The organism is Bacillus sp. NMCN1 (genome assembly GCF_002998085.1).
Taxonomy (GTDB): Bacteria; Bacillota; Bacilli; order Bacillales; family Bacillaceae; genus Bacillus.
In genome coordinates, this window is the sequence record NZ_PVQL01000002.1 from 598,626 (window position 1) to 616,591 (window position 17,966).

At 43.2% G+C, this 17,966-nt stretch carries 19 protein-coding genes; 17 read left to right on the forward strand and 2 right to left on the reverse strand.

Translation table 11 applies throughout. From position 1 onward, the window contains the following. Window positions 1–219: 219 nt before the first annotated feature. The 17 genes from C6W21_RS12830 to C6W21_RS12910 all read left to right on the forward strand — a co-directional run bounded on the left by C6W21_RS12830 (window position 220) and on the right by C6W21_RS12910 (window position 15,913). Window positions 220–1,395, forward strand: a complete 1,176-nt coding sequence (locus C6W21_RS12830; RefSeq protein ID WP_106056398.1) for an ATP phosphoribosyltransferase regulatory subunit — start codon at window positions 220–222, stop codon at window positions 1,393–1,395. Continuing rightward, a complete protein-coding gene (gene hisG, locus C6W21_RS12835; RefSeq protein ID WP_003213329.1) occupies window positions 1,388–2,029 on the forward strand; it encodes an ATP phosphoribosyltransferase in 642 nt (213 codons plus the stop codon). The genes C6W21_RS12830 and hisG overlap by 8 nt, the downstream gene beginning before the upstream one ends. Further along, window positions 2,026–3,315: a histidinol dehydrogenase gene (gene hisD / locus C6W21_RS12840; RefSeq protein WP_106056400.1), complete on the forward strand. Its 1,290-nt coding sequence runs from the start codon at window positions 2,026–2,028 to the stop codon at window positions 3,313–3,315. Before hisG ends, hisD begins: the two co-directional genes overlap by 4 nt. Further along, the gene (gene hisB / locus C6W21_RS12845) at window positions 3,312–3,896 is read left to right on the forward strand and encodes an imidazoleglycerol-phosphate dehydratase HisB (RefSeq protein ID WP_034316598.1); all 585 of its coding nucleotides are present in this window, start codon (window positions 3,312–3,314) and stop codon (window positions 3,894–3,896) included. The genes hisD and hisB overlap by 4 nt, the downstream gene beginning before the upstream one ends. Further along, entirely contained in the window at window positions 3,896–4,534 is a 639-nt protein-coding gene (gene hisH, locus C6W21_RS12850) for an imidazole glycerol phosphate synthase subunit HisH (RefSeq protein ID WP_106050677.1), read from the forward strand. Before hisB ends, hisH begins: the two co-directional genes overlap by 1 nt. Further along, the gene (gene hisA, locus C6W21_RS12855) at window positions 4,531–5,268 is read left to right on the forward strand and encodes a 1-(5-phosphoribosyl)-5-[(5-phosphoribosylamino)methylideneamino]imidazole-4-carboxamide isomerase (RefSeq protein ID WP_106056402.1); all 738 of its coding nucleotides are present in this window, start codon (window positions 4,531–4,533) and stop codon (window positions 5,266–5,268) included. Before hisH ends, hisA begins: the two co-directional genes overlap by 4 nt. Further along, complete coding sequence (gene hisF, locus C6W21_RS12860) at window positions 5,265–6,023, forward strand: imidazole glycerol phosphate synthase subunit HisF (protein ID WP_106050679.1); 759 nt, start codon at window positions 5,265–5,267, stop codon at window positions 6,021–6,023. Before hisA ends, hisF begins: the two co-directional genes overlap by 4 nt. Beyond that, window positions 6,020–6,649 carry a bifunctional phosphoribosyl-AMP cyclohydrolase/phosphoribosyl-ATP diphosphatase HisIE gene (hisIE, locus tag C6W21_RS12865; protein ID WP_106050680.1) on the forward strand — a complete coding sequence of 210 codons (630 nt, stop codon included), beginning with the start codon at window positions 6,020–6,022 and terminating at the stop codon, window positions 6,647–6,649. The genes hisF and hisIE overlap by 4 nt, the downstream gene beginning before the upstream one ends. A gap of 130 nt (window positions 6,650–6,779) precedes the next feature. Beyond that, window positions 6,780–8,240, forward strand: a complete 1,461-nt coding sequence (locus C6W21_RS12870) for a tetratricopeptide repeat protein (protein ID WP_106050681.1) — start codon at window positions 6,780–6,782, stop codon at window positions 8,238–8,240. 363 nt (window positions 8,241–8,603) lie between these two features. Continuing rightward, window positions 8,604–9,986 (forward strand): C40 family peptidase, encoded by a 1,383-nt coding sequence (locus C6W21_RS12875; protein WP_106056403.1) that lies wholly within the window; start codon window positions 8,604–8,606, stop codon window positions 9,984–9,986. Between the two features lie 233 nt (window positions 9,987–10,219). Further along, complete coding sequence (gene trxB / locus C6W21_RS12880) at window positions 10,220–11,170, forward strand: thioredoxin-disulfide reductase (RefSeq protein WP_106050972.1); 951 nt, start codon at window positions 10,220–10,222, stop codon at window positions 11,168–11,170. A 356-nt stretch (window positions 11,171–11,526) separates the two neighbouring features. Beyond that, window positions 11,527–11,991, forward strand: a complete 465-nt coding sequence (locus C6W21_RS12885; RefSeq protein WP_106056405.1) for an 8-oxo-dGTP diphosphatase — start codon at window positions 11,527–11,529, stop codon at window positions 11,989–11,991. A 39-nt stretch (window positions 11,992–12,030) separates the two neighbouring features. After that, complete coding sequence (rapZ, locus tag C6W21_RS12890) at window positions 12,031–12,918, forward strand: RNase adapter RapZ (RefSeq protein ID WP_106050973.1); 888 nt, start codon at window positions 12,031–12,033, stop codon at window positions 12,916–12,918. Next, window positions 12,919–13,878 (forward strand): gluconeogenesis factor YvcK family protein, encoded by a 960-nt coding sequence (locus C6W21_RS12895; protein WP_106050684.1) that lies wholly within the window; start codon window positions 12,919–12,921, stop codon window positions 13,876–13,878. Between the two features lie 17 nt (window positions 13,879–13,895). Then, window positions 13,896–14,846 (forward strand): DNA-binding protein WhiA, encoded by a 951-nt coding sequence (whiA, locus tag C6W21_RS12900; RefSeq protein ID WP_106050685.1) that lies wholly within the window; start codon window positions 13,896–13,898, stop codon window positions 14,844–14,846. Between the two features lie 26 nt (window positions 14,847–14,872). Beyond that, window positions 14,873–15,130 (forward strand): HPr family phosphocarrier protein, encoded by a 258-nt coding sequence (locus C6W21_RS12905; protein WP_106043544.1) that lies wholly within the window; start codon window positions 14,873–14,875, stop codon window positions 15,128–15,130. 39 nt (window positions 15,131–15,169) lie between these two features. Then, window positions 15,170–15,913: an arylamine N-acetyltransferase family protein gene (locus tag C6W21_RS12910; protein WP_106050686.1), complete on the forward strand. Its 744-nt coding sequence runs from the start codon at window positions 15,170–15,172 to the stop codon at window positions 15,911–15,913. Window positions 15,914–15,964: 51 nt separating this feature from the next. On the opposite strand, the gene C6W21_RS12915 is transcribed toward C6W21_RS12910, so the two are convergent. Together C6W21_RS12915 and C6W21_RS12920 are read right to left on the reverse strand one after the other, a co-directional pair. Further along, window positions 15,965–16,453, reverse strand: a complete 489-nt coding sequence (locus tag C6W21_RS12915) for a ribonuclease (RefSeq protein WP_106056407.1) — start codon at window positions 16,451–16,453, stop codon at window positions 15,965–15,967. Between the two features lie 184 nt (window positions 16,454–16,637). After that, window positions 16,638–17,615: a 2-hydroxyacid dehydrogenase gene (locus C6W21_RS12920; RefSeq protein WP_106056409.1), complete on the reverse strand. Its 978-nt coding sequence runs from the start codon at window positions 17,613–17,615 to the stop codon at window positions 16,638–16,640. Between the last annotated feature and the right edge of the window lie 351 nt (window positions 17,616–17,966).

Here is a 17,966-nt window from a genome sequence, read left to right on the forward strand (position 1 = left end):
TTATTCAATATTTTTAAGTATTATAGCACGTTCTTTTACCAAACATGCAGAAAAGGGACAGGTGTCACTTGAATGTAATAATTCCACAAATTTTTCATGAAAATAGAGAGAAAATAAAAATGATTGATTTAATCACTTTATTTTGTTAGCATATTATCATATTAGCGAACTAAAGGATTCGGAATTTTTTGTTTTAATGTGTTGGAGGTGCAGAAGAACATGTTTATGTTTGAGAAACCATATGGTATGCGGGATTCATTACCAGGATTGTATGAGACAAAGAAAAAAGTGAGACATTCATTAACAGAGGTCATGAATGGTTGGGGTTACCGGTTGATGGACACACCAACGCTTGAATTTTACGATACAGTCGGTGTTCAATCGGCGATTACAGATACACAGCTCTTTAAGCTTTTAGATCAGAACGGGCAAACCCTTGTACTCAGACCTGATATGACGGGACCCATTGCGAGAGTGGCGGCTTCAAAGCTTCATGAACAGGCGTATCCGCTTCGCGTTGGGTATGCGGCTAATGTGTTCCGGGCGCAGGAAAGAGAAGGCGGAAGGCCATCAGAATTTGAACAGGTCGGAATTGAGTTGATTGGTGACGGTTCGATTAGTGCAGATGCTGAAGTGATTGCGCTTGTCGTATTTGCATTAAAAAATGCCGGGCTTCAGTCCTTCAAAATCGCGATCGGTCATGTCGCTTTAGCAGAGACGTTATTTGTAGATGTACTGGGAAATACAGAGCGTGCAAACGTCCTTCGCCGATTCTTATATGAAAAGAATTATGTAGGATACCGTCATCATGTGAAGCAATTGCCACTCTCCTCCATCGATAAAACGAGGCTGTTACAGCTTTTAGAGTTAAGAGGCGGCCGGGAAGTCACAGAGCGGGCAGAGGAAATCGTCGTTTCACAAGAGGGAAAAGAGGTGCTCACTCAGTTAAAGTCGCTTTGGGAGACACTTGAAGATTACGGCTGTACAGAATATATCCGTCTAGATTTAAGCATGGTGAGTCATATGAGCTATTACACGGGCATTTTGTTTGAAGTATTTGCAGATCATGTTGGGTCAGTCATCGGAAGCGGCGGCAGATATGACCAATTGCTTGCTCATTTTGATGCACCTGCACCAGCTACAGGGTTTGGGCTTCGATTAGACCGTCTGCTTGAAGCGCTTGATGCAAAAGAAATCAATGAGCCGCAGGAGGCAGTGATTTTTAGTAAAGAACAAAGACTGGAAGCTTTTGCTTTTGCAGAAAAGGAGCGGACAAAAGGGAAAAAGATCGTCCTGCAAGACTTAGCAGGGATTGAAAATATTGACGCGATGACCAAGGCATTTGAGCAGGTGACTTATTTTATCGGCGCTAGAAAGGGAGAGCAAAATGGGTAAAGTGTTGACGATGGCGATGCCAAAGGGCCGGATATTTGAAGAAGCAGCTGGGCTGTTAAGGCAGGCGGGTTATCAGCTGCCAGAGGAATTCGAGGATTCAAGAAAGTTAATCATTGATGTACCGGAAGAAAACCTCCGCTTTATTTTAGCGAAGCCGATGGATGTGACGACTTATGTCGAGCACGGTGTAGCAGATGTTGGCATTGCAGGGAAGGATGTCATGCTCGAGGAAGCTCGTGATGTGTACGAAGTGCTCGATTTAAACATCAGCAAATGCCATTTAGCGGTTGCCGGATTGCCGGGAGCCAGCTGGGGCGGTGTCGCGCCGCGTGTGGCAACAAAGTACCCAAATGTCGCATCTTCCTATTTTAGAGAACAAGGGGAGCAGGTGGAGATCATTAAGCTTAACGGTTCCATTGAATTAGCACCGCTCATCGGACTCGCCGATCGTATTGTTGACATTGTCTCTACAGGTCAAACACTCAAGGAAAACGGACTTGTTGAAACGGAGCATATTTGTGATATTACGTCACGATTTATTGTCAATCCTGTGAGCTATCGGATGAAGGATGCGGTGATTGATGAAATGGCGCAGCGCCTTGCAAGAATCATTGAAGGGGAGGAAACATCATGAACATCACCTACATACAAGAAGGTGAGACAGAGACACTCTCGCTCAAGCGGACTTTAGAAACAGGCACGGAAGAGCAGCGTCAGGCTGTTCAGCGGATTATACAAGAAGTGAGGCTAAATGGTGATCAAGCGGTACAGTCTTTTACCAAGCAATTTGATGGGGTGCTCATTGAAGATCCGCTTGTTACAGAGGAGGAAATGACAAAAGCCTCCGAACGCTTGGACCCAGCCATGATTCAGGTGATCCAAACGGCTATCCGTCATATTCGCACATACCATGAGCGTCAGCTGACATCCTCTTGGTTTTATCACCAGCAGGATGGCTCGATGCTTGGACAAAAGGTGACACCGCTCGATGCAGTCGGTGTGTATGTCCCCGGCGGAACAGCTGCTTATCCATCATCTGTTTTAATGAATGTGATTCCGGCGCTTGTCGCTGGTGTTGAACGAATTGTCCTTGTGACACCTCCTGGGAAAGACGGCTGCCTCTCTGACGCTGTACTCGTTGCTGCGAAGGAGCTCGGTATTTCTGAGATGTATAAAATGGGCGGTGCGCAGGCGATTGCGGCACTTGCCTATGGAACGGAAAGCATCCAGCCTGTTGATAAAATTACAGGTCCAGGCAACATCTATGTCGCACTGGCAAAGCGGGAGGTATTTGGCCAGGTAGACATTGATATGATTGCCGGTCCAAGTGAAATTGCTGTTCTAGCAGACGATACGGCAATGGCACGTGAGGTGGCGGCCGATTTACTTTCACAGGCAGAGCACGATGCACTGGCATCTAGTATTTTGGTGACACCGTCTAAGACACTTGCTGAAAACGTGCTGGCTGAGGTGGAAACGCAGCTGGATACCTTGCCAAGAAAATCAATCGCCGCACAATCCATACAAAATCATGGCCGTATATACGTGACAGATTCCATGAATCGTGCAGTAGACATCGTCAATCAATTAGCGCCAGAGCACTTAGAGGTGCTGACAGCATATCCAGAATCACTTCTTGGTCAAATCAAGCATGCAGGGGCGATTTTTTTAGGGCGCTATAGTCCAGAGTCGGTGGGAGATTATTTTGCAGGACCGAATCACGTTCTTCCTACTAATGGAACGGCTAGATTCTCCAGCCCGCTTGGTGTGACCGATTTTCAAAAGAAAACGAGCATTATTTCATATAGTCAAGAAGCCTTTGAGACACACAGGGATAGCATTGCGGCTTTTGCCAGATTAGAAGGGCTTGAAGCGCATGCAAGGTCGATTGAATCGAGAAAGCGGGAGGAATCGTCATGAGACAGGCGGAAACAGCGAGACAAACAAATGAAACGAATATTTCTTTAGCGTTAGAGATTGATGGGGAAGGAAAAGCAGATATTCAAACAGATGTCCCTTTTATGACACACATGCTTGATTTATTTACGAAGCATGGACACTTTAATTTGACCGTCGATGCGAAAGGAGATACGGATGTTGATGATCACCACACAACTGAAGATATCGGCATCGTGCTTGGGCAAATGTTTAAGGAAGCGTTAGGTGATAAAAAGGGAATCAAGCGTTATGGCTCCAGCTTTGTTCCAATGGATGAAACGCTTGCCCAGGTCGTGGTCGACTTAAGCAATCGTCCTCATTTGGAAATGAGAGCGGCCTTTCCAAGTCAAAAGGTCGGTACCTTTGATACAGAGCTCGTGCATGAGTTTCTTTGGAAATTTGCACTTGAAGCCCGTATGAATCTTCATGTGATCGTTCACTACGGAACCAATACGCACCATATGATTGAAGCCATTTTCAAAGCAATGGCACGTGCCTTAGATGAAGCAACAACCATTGATCCACGTGTGAAAGGGATTCCTTCGACAAAGGGGATGCTCTAATGATCGGAGTCATTGATTACGGAATGGGAAATTTGTTCAGCGTATCAAAAGCACTGGAACGAGCAGGTGCCCGTTATATCGTCTCCTCTGATGTGGAGGAGCTCAAAAAGGCAGATGCTTATATTTTGCCTGGGGTCGGTTCGTTTCGTGATGCGATGCAGCTGTTAAGACAGACAGGACTTGAGACGTTTATTCACCAAGTTGTACAGGAAGGAAAGCTGTTATTTGGCATTTGTCTTGGGATGCAGCTGTTATTTGAAGAAAGCGAAGAGGCAGGACGTACGAAAGGATTGGGGCTGTTAAAAGGGCGTGTCGTTCTTTTAAAGGGTCGCGACCAGGACGGACAAAGGCTGAAGGTGCCTCATATGGGGTGGAATGAGCTTACATTTCATCAGCCCTCCCCATTGTTTGACGGGGTATCGGAAGGATTTGCGTACTTTGTTCACTCTTATTATGTGAGTGACATGAATCCAGAAGAGCAATTAGCAAGCGCGGACTATGGCGTTCAAGTACCAGCAGTTGTCGGCAAGGGGAATGTGCTTGGCGCACAGTTTCACCCTGAAAAAAGCAGTACAACGGGAATGGCGTTGCTCAAACAATTTATTCAATTAGCAAATGAACAGAGGGTGAACAAATGAGTGAATTTACATTGTATCCAGCGATTGATATAAGAAACGGCAAATGTGTACGGCTTGTGCAAGGAGATTATGATCAAGAAACCATTTATGGAGATTCGCCGCTCGATATGGCTGCGCGGTTTGCAAATGAAGGAGCAAAGTGGATTCATCTCGTTGACCTAGATGGTGCGAAAGCAGGAAAACGCGTCAATCATGAGCATGTGCTGGCGATTGCTTCATCCTTAGATGTGAATGTACAAATTGGCGGCGGCATTCGGACAGAAGAAGACGTTGCCTTTTATTTAAACAATGGTGTAGCTAGAGTCATCCTTGGTAGCTCTGCTGTTTCTAACCCCGTCTTTGTGAAAAAAATGCTGGCGCAATATGGGGAGAAAATAGCGATTGGGATCGATGCGCGAAATGGCTTTGTATCGACTGAGGGGTGGCTTGAAACGTCTAAAGTGAAGGCAGAGGAACTCGGCAGGGAATTGGCAAAGGAAGGTGCAGAGGTCTTTATTTTCACGGATATTCAAATGGATGGCATGCTGTCTGGTCCCAATGTGGAAAGCACGGTTCGCTTAGCAGAAGCAACCGGCAAACAAGTGATTGCTTCTGGCGGTGTCAGCGCGGTAGCTGATCTTCAAAAGCTGTCAGCGCTAAAACAGTTAGGCGTTTCTGGTGCGATCATTGGAAAGGCACTTTATACGAAGCAGTTTACTTTATCGGAAGCATTTGAAGGGCTTGACCGCATATGATGACCAAACGAATCATCCCATGTCTCGATGTGAAGGAAGGGCGTGTGGTCAAAGGGGTGCAATTCCTCGGCTTAAAGGATGCTGGTGATCCGGTAGAATTAGCGCAGATGTATGATGAGGAAGGGGCGGATGAACTCGTCTTTCTTGATATTTCTGCCTCTCATGAAGGCCGGAAAACGATGGTGGATGTGGTCAAGCAAGTGGCGTCCACTCTTGCCATCCCTTTTACGGTAGGCGGCGGAATTAATCACCTTGATGACATGAAGCGCATATTAAGAGCGGGTGCAGACAAAGTATCTGTGAACACAGCGGCAGTTTTAAGACCAGAGCTGATTTCAGAAGGCGCCGATTTTTTTGGTTCCCAGTGCATCGTCGTCGCAATAGATGCAAAATATGATGAAGAGAAAAAAGCGTACATGGTTTATACACACGGAGGGCGCCGTCAAACAGATTTAGAGGTCAGCGACTGGGCGAAGGAAGCTGTGCAGAGAGGTGCAGGAGAGATTTTGCTGACAAGTATGGATGCCGACGGTGAGAAAAAAGGCTTTGATCATCGATTAACAAAGCTTGTATCAGAAGCCGTCACCGTACCTGTCATTGCCTCGGGAGGCGCTGGCAATGCCGAGCATATGCTGGAGGCATTTACAAAAGGAGAAGCTGATGCAGCATTAGCAGCCTCCATTTTCCATTATAAAGAGACTTCAATTCAAGAGGTAAAGACATACTTGAGAGAACACGGGGTGAAGGTCAGATGAAACAGGCAAACGAATTATCCTTTAATGAGGCAGGCCTGATACCTGCGATTGTACAGGATGCTCAAAGTAAGGAAGTATTGACATTGGCGTATATGAATCAAGAATCCTATGAAAAAACACTGGAGACAGGGGAAACATGGTTTTACAGCCGGTCAAGAAACGAGCTTTGGCACAAAGGCGCCACATCTGGACATACTCAGCGAGTCACAACCATTCGATATGACTGTGACAAGGATGCTCTGCTTGTTCTTGTGACACCAAGTGGGCCAGCCTGCCATACTGGCAGCTATAGCTGCTTTTCGGAAGAAGGCGTGAAGCGTCAAACGGAAGAGCAGGATCGTTTTGCGATTTTAAATGAACTTGAACAGGTGATTGCAAAACGTCAGACAGAAATGCCAGAAGGCGCTTATACAACCTATCTATTTGAAAAAGGGGTCGATAAAATCCTCAAAAAGGTAGGGGAAGAAGCGTCAGAGGTCATCATTGCAGCGAAAAATCGGGATCAAGAAGAATTGAAATGGGAAACAGCCGATCTTCTGTATCATCTGCTTGTGTTATTACGTGAACAGCAATTGCCGCTTGATGATGTATTAAAGGTATTAAAAAAGCGTCATCAAGGTGAATGAAAAGCCGGGGGCACCTTTGGCTTTTTGTTTTTGAGTGAAAAACAAATCCTTCCTTTTCTTTTGTTCTATGTGACGACTCATGAAGTATGTTATACTACACACGGTACACTGTTCGAAATGGAGGGTATCGGTGAGTAAATACACTTCTCAAAATAATCACACACAAGTCGTCCAGCTATTCCAAGATGGGCATTACTTTTTTCATAAAGGTCTAAAAGCTTATAGAGAAAGAAATCTATCTAAAGCGAGTAAGCTGATACAGCGGGCTATCGTACTTGAGCCTGAAAATGTAGAAATGCTATCACAGCTTGCCATTATTTATACTGAATTGGGTCATTACCAACAATCAAATGAACTGCTTGATTTCATACTTGAACATATCGATGAAAACATGTCTGAGTGTCACTATTTTAAAGCCAATAATTATGCCAATCTAGGACTCTTTCAAGAGGCATATAAGTCAGCTACTGCCTATGCTTCATTGGAAGAGAACGGGGAATTTGCAGATGAAAATGAAGATCTCCTCGACCTGCTCGATATGAGCGACGAAGAGGACGAAGATTTTCCTTACGATCAGGATGACCTGATTGTGAAGCAGGATCAAGCGAATCACTTGCTAGAAAGCGGCAGGCTTGATGAAGCCATTGAAATGCTGGAACAGATGATTGTTGAGTATCCAGAATTTTGGTCAGCGTATAATAATCTCGCTTTGGCCTATTTTTATTCTGGTCAAATCCATCAGGCGAAAGAGATGTTGAACCGGGTTCTTCATGAAAATCCGGGTAATCTGCATGCCCTTTGCAACCAGCTTGTCTTCTATCATTATGAAAAAGAAGAAGAGAAGGTCAATACGTTAGCAAAGCAATTAACGCACGTGTATCCAATATTAAGTGAACAGCGTTATAAGCTTGGCGCAACATTTGCCCTAGTTGGAGAATTTGAATGGGCCTTTAAATGGCTTTATTCTTTGTACAAAACAGGCTTTCAGGGAGATAGTACATTTTTATACTGGCTCGCAAGCGCAGCTTATTATACAGGCCACAAAACGCTTGCACAGACGGTTTGGGATAAGATGGTCGAAGAAGATATCGATGCAGATGAAATCAAGCCGTGGCAGGATAAGCCTGAGGAGACTGAGCCAATGGTCTCCATTGAGGAGCGGCTGACTGCGTACTATGTGAGCAAACAAAAAGGGGAACGTGACGTTCTTCAATCTGTCCTTGATGCACGCGCAGCGAAAACAGCCTTCGAACAGCAATTCATTGAACTGCTCTTATACGAAGATGAAATGGAAGTACGGTCGTTTTCAGAAGATGCGGTTTTCGCAAAACAGGCGGCATCCAGCTTGGAAGAAGCTGTTCAGCCTGACAGCCATATGCCTTATTTTTGGTTATTCCATATTATTCAGCAGGCACGTGCTTCTGGCGTAGATAAGAAAAATGCGCCTGCATGGGCAGCAGCATCTTATTATTTATGGATGCAGGAGCAAGAAGAATCAGCTGTGAGCAAAAAAGAGATTGCAGCCTCTTTTCAAATCAGCGTTCAAACACTGTCTAAATATGAACAAGTCATTTGTGCGTTAATCGATTAAATAGGTAAATAGATTCAGCAGATTGCAGCATGGCCGAAAAGGTCATGCTTTTTTATTGGATAAAAAGGTGGGATTTGCAAGGATTTGGCGAAGTATGACAATCACGACATGTTTTTGAAACATAAATGTAATAAAAATATTAGCTCATTTTGTCGATGTCTCATGTATAATGAAAATCGTGGATTAAAACAAAGATATATATTTAGATATTTTACTATACATAATGAAACACCTAGTGATAGAAACAATCTGGTCAACATCTGACTGATCAATCAGGAAGAAAGACATAGATAGCACAGATTGGTCGCAGAGAATTTGCTGCTTTCTCATGTCGCTTGGAAATTGTCAAAGGAGGAACTATTCGTGAAAAAGTTTATTACTTTCGGTTTAGCTTCGGTCATCGGAGCGAGCAGTTTATTTATCCCATTTACTCATGAAGCAAACGCACAGAACTTTGAACAAAAGAAACAAGAGCTGGACAGCAAGCAATCTGAGGTCAACAAAAACCTTCAAAAGAAAAAAGATGAGCTTTCAAAGCTTGAAGCAAAACAAGAGGCACTTGCACTAAAGCTAAAAGAAATTGACGAGAAAGCTTTAAAAACAAGTGATCAAATCGAAGAAAAACAAAAAGAAAATGAAAAAACAAAAAAAGAAATCAAAGCACTGAAACAAGAAATTGCTGATACTGAAAAACGTATTGAAGATAGAAACAAATTCTTGAAAAAGCGTGTACGTGCGCTTCAAGAAAGCGGCGGTTCTACGAAATACATAGATGTATTACTAGGAGCGAAAAGCTTTAGCGATTTCATCAGCCGTGCAGGTGCAGTATCTACACTCATCAACGCAGACAGCGAAATCATTAAAGAGCAAGAAAAAGACAAAGCTGAGCTTCAAAAGTCTGAAAACGAATTAAATACAAAGCTTGAAGATGTTCAAAAGACACTTGCAAAGCTTGAAACGCTTCAAACAGACTTGAATAAACAGCTTGATGAAAAAGACAAGCTATTCAAGCAAGTGAAAAAGCAAAAAGGAAGTGCATCTTCTGAAATCAGCGAGTTAAACAGTGAGGCTAACAGCATTGCATCTGAAAAAGACGCAACAATTGCTGCACAAAAACAAGCTGAAAAAGAAGCGAGAGAAGCAGCTCAAAAAGCAAAAGAAGAAAAAGCACAAAGACAACAGCAGCGTCAAGCGAGTGTTCAAGCGGAAGACAACAGCTCAACTAATGACAGCAGCCCGTCTTCAAATAACAGTAACAGTGGATCTTCAAATAATAATAACAACAGCAGTTCACCAAGCAAGAAGCCATCTTCTGGCGGTGGATCACCTGTCAGCAGTAACGTAGGCGGAATCGAAGGTGCAATCAGCACAGGTTCTACCATTGTTGGACAATCTCCATATAAATGGGGCGGCGGCAGATCACAAGCCGATATTGATGCACGTCGTTTTGACTGTTCTTCATTCGTTCGCTGGGCATTCGCATCAGCAGGTATCAACCTTGGACCAGTTGGCGGTACAACAACAGATTCTCTTGTAGGTAAAGGAAGAGCTGTAAGTGCATCTGACATGAAACGCGGAGACCTTGTGTTCTTTGATACGTATAAAGTAAATGGACACGTTGGTATTTACTTAGGAAACGGTACATTCTTGAACGATAACAGCTCTCGCGGTGTTTCAGTTGACTCTATGAGCAATGTTTACTGGAAAAAAGCATTCAATGGCGTTGTGAGAAGAGTCGTTGAATAAATCATTACTTACTATATAACCGTAAACAGGCTTCCTTAAACAGCAGTTTAAGGAAGCTTTTTCTTTTTTTGAAGATATGAGCAAATGATTCGCTTATTATCCGCAGATTTAATAGGATATGGGTAAGGAATAAAAGTAAGAGTGGAATTGATGCTCTCTGTCATGAATGGAAGCATCACCCAAGGGCATTCTAATAAGAAATGCTAGCAGCAATTGAAGAGGGAGTGACAGTTGTGTCAGAAGAAAAAATCTACGATACGATCATCATTGGAGCGGGACCTGCCGGAATGACAGCCGCTGTTTATACATCACGGGGAAATCTTTCAACATTGATGATTGAAAGAGGGATTCCAGGCGGTCAAATGGCAAATACGGAAGATGTCGAGAACTATCCTGGCTTTGAAAGCATTTTAGGGCCAGAACTTTCAAATAAAATGTTTGAGCATGCGAAGAAATTCGGTGCTGAGTATGCATATGGCGATATCAAAGAAATCGTAGACGGTGAAGAGTACAAAATCGTTAAAGCCGGTTCAAAAGAATATAAAGGACGCTCTGTCATTGTTGCGGCAGGTGCTGAATACAAAAAAATCGGTGCACCAGGTGAAAAAGAACTTGGCGGCCGAGGCGTCTCTTACTGTGCAGTATGTGACGGTGCTTTCTTTAAAAACAAAGAGCTCGTGGTCATTGGCGGAGGAGACTCTGCGGTAGAAGAGGGTGTGTACCTCACACGCTTTGCGTCAAAAGTAACGATCGTTCATAGACGCGATAAACTTCGCGCACAAAGCATTTTACAAGCGCGTGCTTTTGATAATGAAAAAATCGACTTCATGTGGAACAAAACCGTTAAACAAATTAATGAAGAAAACGGTAAAGTCGGCAGTGTGACCTTGATTGATACGGTGACTGGTGAAGAAGAAGACTTTAAAACAGACGGCGTCTTTATCTATATCGGGATGCTCCCACTATCTAAACCATTTGAAAATCTCGGCATTACAAATGAAGAAGGATATATCGAGACAAACGAAAGAATGGAAACAAGAGTGGAAGGCATTTTCGCCGCTGGTGACATTCGTGAAAAAACACTCCGTCAAATTGTGACAGCAACAGGTGACGGAAGTATTGCCGCACAAAGCGCACAGCATTATGTAGAAGAGCTTGCTGAAAAGCTGAAAGCAGCGAAATAAATGGCTGTCGTAAATCCTTAATATAGCGTCATGGGCTTTTAACTGGAATGTAACACGGGTGAAACAATTATCCGTTATGATAAAACTAGTAATTGACCCCCTTTTATAAGGAATACAAGTTTGGCACGGATGAGAATCCGTGTCCTTTTTTTGCTTAAAATCAGAAATTCATGAGATGTTCACAAATGACGCATGGAGAACCGTTAGATGCTGTAAAATAAAGAGTAGAGAAATTGCCCGCCACCTCTTTCAGACGAAAACCTGTCTGTTTTCGGTGAAGAACGGGCATGTTCATTGTGGGAGTCAGGATGAACCTGTATAATAAGAAAAAGACATATAAGAGTAGGTGACAGCTGATGCAACGAGTAACCAATTGTGTGCTGCATCACGATGATCAAGTTCTCTTGCTGCAAAAGCCAAGACGGGGCTGGTGGGTAGCGCCAGGCGGCAAAATGGAAAGCGGAGAATCGGTCAAGGATTCAGTCGTTCGAGAGTATAGAGAAGAAACAGGAATTTATATTTTAAATCCTCAGTTAAAAGGTGTTTTTACCTTTATCATAAAAGAAGGCGATCAAATCGTTCAAGAGTGGATGATGTTCACCTTTATGGCAGATTCGTTTACTGGAAAAAACGTGACAGAGTCAGAGGAAGGCATTTTAAAGTGGCATGATGTAAAGGATGTGCCTCATTTACCGATGGCTCCAGGAGATTCCCATATTCTTGATTTCATGCTAAAGGGAAAAGGACTTCTGCACGGTACTTTTACGTATACACCTGATTTTGAATTGATTGCTTATCGGTTAGATCCTCAAGGAGACTAATACATGAACCGTTTTCATAAAGAAGGAGAGGAAGCAGGCATGAATACGAACAAACAAGAAGATATTCAGCTTGTGATTATTACAGGAATGTCAGGTGCGGGGAAAACCGTTGCCATACAAAGCTTTGAAGACTTAGGTTACTTCTGTGTAGATAACTTGCCGCCATCACTTTTACCAAAGTTCTTAGAACTCATGAAGGAATCGACTTCTAAGATGAGCAAGGTTGCCCTTGTGATGGATTTACGCGGACGAGAATTCTTTGACAGCTTAATTGCAGCCTTAGATGAAATGAGTGATCTTGGCTGGATCACACCAAAAATATTATTTCTAGATGCAAACGATAAGGTGCTTGTCTCAAGATACAAAGAAACGAGACGTTCGCATCCTCTTGCGACAACAGGATTGCCCCTTGAAGGAATCGCGATGGAACGCGATCTGTTAGAAGAGTTAAAAGGCCGGGCTCAAATGATTTTTGATACATCGGATCTAAAACCAAAACAGCTTCGAGAAAAAATTGTCGCACACTTTGCCACAAGCCAAGGGCAGGTGTTTACAGTGAATGTGATGTCCTTCGGTTTTAAATACGGTCTGCCGATTGATGCTGATCTTGTATTTGACGTGAGATTTCTGCCGAATCCTTACTATATTGAGAGCATGCGTCCACAGACTGGAAACGATGAAGAAGTGCGCTCCTATGTAATGAAATGGAGCGAGACACAAAAATTCACAGAGAAATTAATCGACCTTCTCAGCTTTATGCTTCCGGCCTATAAACGAGAAGGAAAGAGCCAGCTTGTGATCGCTATTGGCTGTACAGGCGGACAGCACCGATCAGTGACGCTAGCTAACTACTTATCGGAGTATTTTAAAAATGACTACTATACTCATGTCACTCACCGGGACATTGAAAAGAGAAGCAGAAAATAGATGACGACACTTCCAAAGGTGGTCATCCTTGGCGGGGGCACTGGCTTATCTGTTTTGCTCAGAGGACTAAAAACAAAGCCAGTGGATATTACCGCTATTGTAACGGTTGCTGATGACGGAGGCAGCTCAGGCAGACTGCGGCATGATTTGAATATTCCGCCTCCAGGCGATATTCGAAATGTCCTTGCGGCTCTCTCTGATGTTGAACCGCTTGTAGAAGACTTATTTCAGCACCGTTTTAACAAAGGGAATGACTTAACAGGCCACTCTCTTGGCAACCTCATTCTTGCGGCCATGACAAATATAACCGGTGATTTTTTTCATGCCGTCACAGAAATGAGCAAGGTCTTAAATGTGAGAGGAAAAGTCTTGCCAGCAGCGAATTCAAGTGTTGTTCTTCACGCAGAATTAGAAAATGGGCAAGTGGTGACAGGAGAATCAAAAATCCCAACCTACGGTGAGCGAATTAAACGAGTGTTCCTCACACCCGATACGATTGAACCGCTCCCAGAATCGATACAAGTCATTCGTGAAGCTGATTTGATTGTCATTGGACCTGGCAGCTTGTATACGAGTATCTTGCCAAACTTGCTTGTACCGCATATTGGCGAAGAAGTGATTCGCTCAAAGGCGAAAAAAGTGTATATTTGCAATGTCATGACGCAGCCAGGGGAAACGCTTTCCTACAGTGCAGCTGATCATGTGCAGGCATTAAACGATCATATGATTCGTCCATTTATCGATACCATTTTTGTTAACAATAAAGAAATTCCAGAAGAGATCAAAGCAAAATATGCAGAAGAACAGGCACAGCCTGTACAGTTCGACACAGATGTACTCAAGGCAATGGGACTGGAAGTCATCCCTGGGGAAATCATTACATATGACCAGCATGTGATTCGTCACGACACGCTGAAAGTAGCCTCGCTGCTTGTCGACCTGCTGCATAAGAAAAAATAGGAATGGGGGTGGCAAGGATGTCATTTGCATCCGAAACAAAAAAAGAGCTGACTAATCTGGACGTGAAGGACTGCTGCACAAAAGCAGAGCTTTCTGCCCTCATCCGTATGAACGGTTCATTATCTTTCTCTAATCGAAAATTGATTTTAGATATACAGACAGAGAACGCAGCCATTGCAAGACGGATTTATACGCTGATCAAAAAGAAATATGATGTCACAGTCGAACTGCTCGTCCGTAAGAAAATGAGATTAAAAAAGAATAATGTGTATATTGTCAGACTGGTAGAACGAGCGAAAACCATTTTAGAGGATTTGAAAATATTAGGTGAGCAATTTGTATTTGAGCGTAATATTTCAGAAGAGCTTGTCAAGAAAAGATGCTGCAAGCGCTCCTATATGAGAGGTGCTTTTTTAGCAGGCGGTTCTGTGAATAATCCAGAAACGTCTTCCTATCACCTTGAGATTTTTTCATTATATAAAGAACACAATGATGCCCTTTGTGAGCTGATGAACCAATTTCATCTCAACAGTAAAACACTTGAGCGTAAAAAAGGCTACATCACATATATGAAAGAAGCTGAAAAAATTACCGAATTCTTAAGTGTTGTCGGTGCGCATAATTCACTTCTTCGCTTCGAAGACGTTCGGATCGTCCGTGATATGCGGAATTCCGTAAATCGGCTCGTCAATTGTGAAACAGCAAACTTGAATAAAACGATTGGTGCATCACTGCGCCAGGTCGAGAACATTCAATTCATTGATGAAAAAATTGGACTTGATGCTCTGCCGGATAAGCTGCGTGAAATTGCAAAACTGCGAGTCGACTATCAAGAGGTTACGCTAAAGGAACTTGGAGAAATGGTGGAAAGCGGCAAGATCAGCAAATCAGGCATTAACCACCGCTTAAGAAAGCTAGATCAAATTGCAGAACAATTACGAAACGGACAAGCTGTTACACTCAAATAGGAGAATGAAAAAGGGAGGCAGATCATATGGTGGAAAAAACGGTCACCATCCAGTTGAAAACAGGCTTGCAGGCACGTCCCGCTGCTTTGTTCGTACAAGAAGCCAATCGCTTTGGGGCTGAAATTTTTCTAGAGAAGGACGGAAAAAAAGTCAATGCGAAGAGCATTATGGGTCTCATGAGTCTTGCGATCAGTTCTGGGGTCACTGTCAAACTGATAGCAGATGGTGCGGATGAACAAGAAGCCATTGATGCGTTAACGGATTTTATCAATCAAGAAAACTGAGTCTCTTCACAGACTCAGTTTTTTTAGAAGGGAATGTACATGATGCAATCAGCTTTTTTACAGAAAATCGGATACGAAGGGCAGTCCATTACCTTTGATGACCTGCCTGCATTATTAAAAAAGATGGCCTACACCTTTCCATTTGAAAATAGATCTGTGCTGAACAAACAATCCTATGCCTTGAATCAAGAAGGGTTGAAGCAGCATCTTCTTGAAGGAAACAGAGGAGGTCTTTGCTACGATCTCAATCCTCTCTTATATTATGTGTTAAAAGAGGCAGGACTCGCTGTACAGCTCGTTCAAGGGACCGTGTATAACAAAGAAGCGGGTACATGGGCAATTGATGGCACGCACGTAGCCATGACGTTGAACCATCACAACGAACGGTTTCTTATTGATGCGGGATTTGGTGTGAATTTACCTCTTCAACCTGTACCTTTTACAGAAGAATGGGTGGAAGGAGCGTCTATTCGGTTTCGAGTCAAAGCAGAGGAAACCGAAAAAGGAACGCACCTTCTCCAATTAGACAGAGGAGAAGGCGCTGAAACAGGCTATGCGTTCACATTGGAAGAGGTGAGCGAGCCTACATTGGTCCAAATGAGACAGGAGATTTATGAAAATGAAGCCTCTCCTTTTAACAAAAGACCGCTTGCGTCAAAGCTCACGCCAACAGGACGTGTAGTCGTCACCGAGGAACATGTCACCACACATGAACATGAAGAAGTGTCGAAAAAACCGCTGCCTCTGCCTTTTGAGGAATACGTGAAAACTCTTTTGCCGTAAGCGGCATCAAAAAAACAGCCCTAGGTCAAATGGGGCTGTTTTCTTTATTCATTATCGAATACGTGTGAAAGTTGCATAATGGTCTGTTGTTTTGTAAATGAGCCAGTCGCTTGAATACACGAGGCGATCAGCATTGCGGAAGCCGGAGACGTAGTTGATATCTGCCTCACGCCATGTTCGGCCGCTGGCTGAAGGGAGACGTCCCTCCCGGTTAGAGAAAACATCTCCACCGATGCTTTTGCCTGGTGCAACCTCCGCTAGATTTCCCTTCGATGCAACCCATCCAAGAGTACTTGCTTGTGATTTTGTGATGTAATTATCAGGTAGTCGTTTGTAGCGAATTAAATAATCTGCTACCCCATCAAATGTATTAATGACGGCAAGGGTACGCAAATCTGATGCAAGTTGAATGGAAGCCGGTTCATTCGTGGCTGTTGGTGTAAGAGGTGTTGCTGCTTGAGCTTGCTGCGGGATAAATCCAGAAAACAGAATAGCAGCGATCAGAGCGAACATAGTAAAAATCGAACTTATTTTTTTCATCTTCATCCTCCTATAAAGGAAATCGGATGCTGTCCTCTTGATGCTTGTCTACCTCATATTATAGCACCCGAACATGAAAGAAATGTAAAGAAACAGGATCTTTGCTAAAATGAGGCTTTTCTCCTGATGTTCTCCTGATGAAATAAATAAAAAGACGCAGTTCCGTTTCCTGCGTCTTTTCCGATTAAGATGAGGCAAGCTCTTTCACAATATCAACAGGGGCTTTGCCATCAATTCCATGAATCACATTATGAATGGCTCGTTTCAGCATAAGATCCCGTGTTGTTTCAGTAGCGGAACCGATGTGAGGAGCAAGGGTGACATTGTTCATTTCTTTGAAAGGATGATTCTCCTGAAGCGGTTCCTGCTCAAACACATCAAGACCTGCGCCTTTGATCCATCCCTCTTGAAGCGCTTGAATGAGACTTTTTTCATCCACTGTTTTCCCGCGGGAGATGTTTACAAATAAAGCCGTTTGCTTCATTAACTTCAATTCTCGTTCCCCAATCATATGATACGTTTCATCGGTCAGCGGTGTAATTAACACAATGATATCGGCTTGCTTTAGCAGGTCATCAAGTGTGCAATATATAGCGCCATATGCTGATTCAGCCTTTTCATTCCGGCTGCGGTTATGATACAGGACGTTCATATCAAAACCATGTGCAGCTCGTTTGGCTACTTGCTCTCCGATTCGTCCCATGCCAATAATGCCAAGCGTTTGATGATGGACATCGATGCCAAAAATATCTTCTTCCTGTACAAATTTCGTCCATTTTCCCTCACGGATAAAACGATCAAGCTCGGCAATTCTTCGCGCAGAGGAAAGAATGAGTGAAAATGCAAGGTCAGCAACAGTATGATCGAGTGTATAAGGCGTGTGCGTTCCGATTACGCCTCTTTGCCTCATCGCTTCTATATCGAAGTTGTCATAGCCAACAGAGTTATTGCTCACTACTTTGAGTTTTGGTGCGTGATCTAATAGCTCTTGATCGATTTTCGTTCCAGACGTTAAAAGACCATCAGCATGCTGCAGTTTTTGAAACAAAATATCTTTTGGAATAGGGTCTTTGGATTGCCACACCTCGTATGTACAATGATCCTTTAGTATTTCCTCAAATGGGGCAGGTAATGGTTTGGCGACAAAAATGTGTGGTGTCACAGTCAACTCGCTCCTTTCACATGATCATCTTGCTCCTTTTATTATAAAGCAACCATTTCGGCTGAACACGTTTGAATGTTATCTGCTCAATATTTAATATACTAAAATAACGGAAAAGAGAGACGTTTTCTTAGTGAAAAAGTATATTCATATGCCATCTGATGCATTTTTTATATAAATAAAAATCAGTTAATGGGAGATGTGACATATGAAAGTATCGGATTTTCTGAGAGATTATCTGACAAATTGGGAAATAGATCGAGATTTTTTGATAGAAAAAATATTATATTTGAAATGTATTAAACGGGATGGTCGTTTTCTACTAAACCATTTCATCGTCTTTTGGCGATT